The organism is Streptococcus sp. GMD6S, from assembly GCF_000297015.1.
Genome location: NZ_AJRH01000236.1, coordinates 1 through 638 on the forward strand (window position 1 = coordinate 1; position 638 = coordinate 638).

Sequence of the window (638 nt, forward strand, 5' to 3'; positions counted from 1 at the left end):
AAATCCTTTGATTATTCCTAAACCAGTCTGGTTATCGGATTTTAATCGCTGTTTAGAGAAAAATCAATTGTCAACCAAGTTAAAGACTTATATTGAGAAACAGAGAAGAACAGGTTATCCCTTACTGATTTTTGCATCAGAGATTAAGAAAGGCGAAAAACTAAAAGAAATCTTGAAGGAGCAGTACCCGAATGAGAATATCGGCTTTGTGTCTTCTGTGACAGAAGACCGATTAGAGCAGGTGCAAGCTTTTCGAGATGGAGAACTAACAATACTGATCAGTACAACAATATTGGAACGCGGAGTCACCTTCCCTTGTGTGGATGTTTTCGTAGTAGAAGCTAATCATCGACTCTTTACCAAGTCTAGCTTGATTCAGATTGGTGGTCGAGTTGGACGTAGTATGGACAGACCAACTGGTGAGTTGCTCTTCTTTCATGATGGGTTAAATGCTTCCATCAAGAAGGCAATCAAGGAAATCAAGCAGATGAACAAGGAGGCGGGATTATGAACTGTTTACTATGTGGCCAGACTACAAAGAGTGAGCTGACTTTTAGCAGTCTCTTCCTTTTGAAGGATGACTGCAGTTATCTTTGCTCAGCTTGTGCTTCTAGTTTTGAGAAGATTGGTGAGAATTA

At 40.0% G+C, this 638-nt stretch carries 1 protein-coding gene and 1 pseudogene; both read left to right on the top strand.

Annotation, left to right across the window (positions count from 1 at the left end; translation table 11 throughout):
* Positions 1-511 (top strand): helicase-related protein (locus GMD6S_RS09900; protein ID WP_000294384.1); only part of this gene is annotated, 511 nt, incomplete at its 5' end.
* Positions 508-638 (top strand): annotated as a pseudogene (locus tag GMD6S_RS13025) (ComF family protein); the annotation flags it as partial. The gene GMD6S_RS09900 and the pseudogene GMD6S_RS13025, both read left to right, overlap by 4 nt.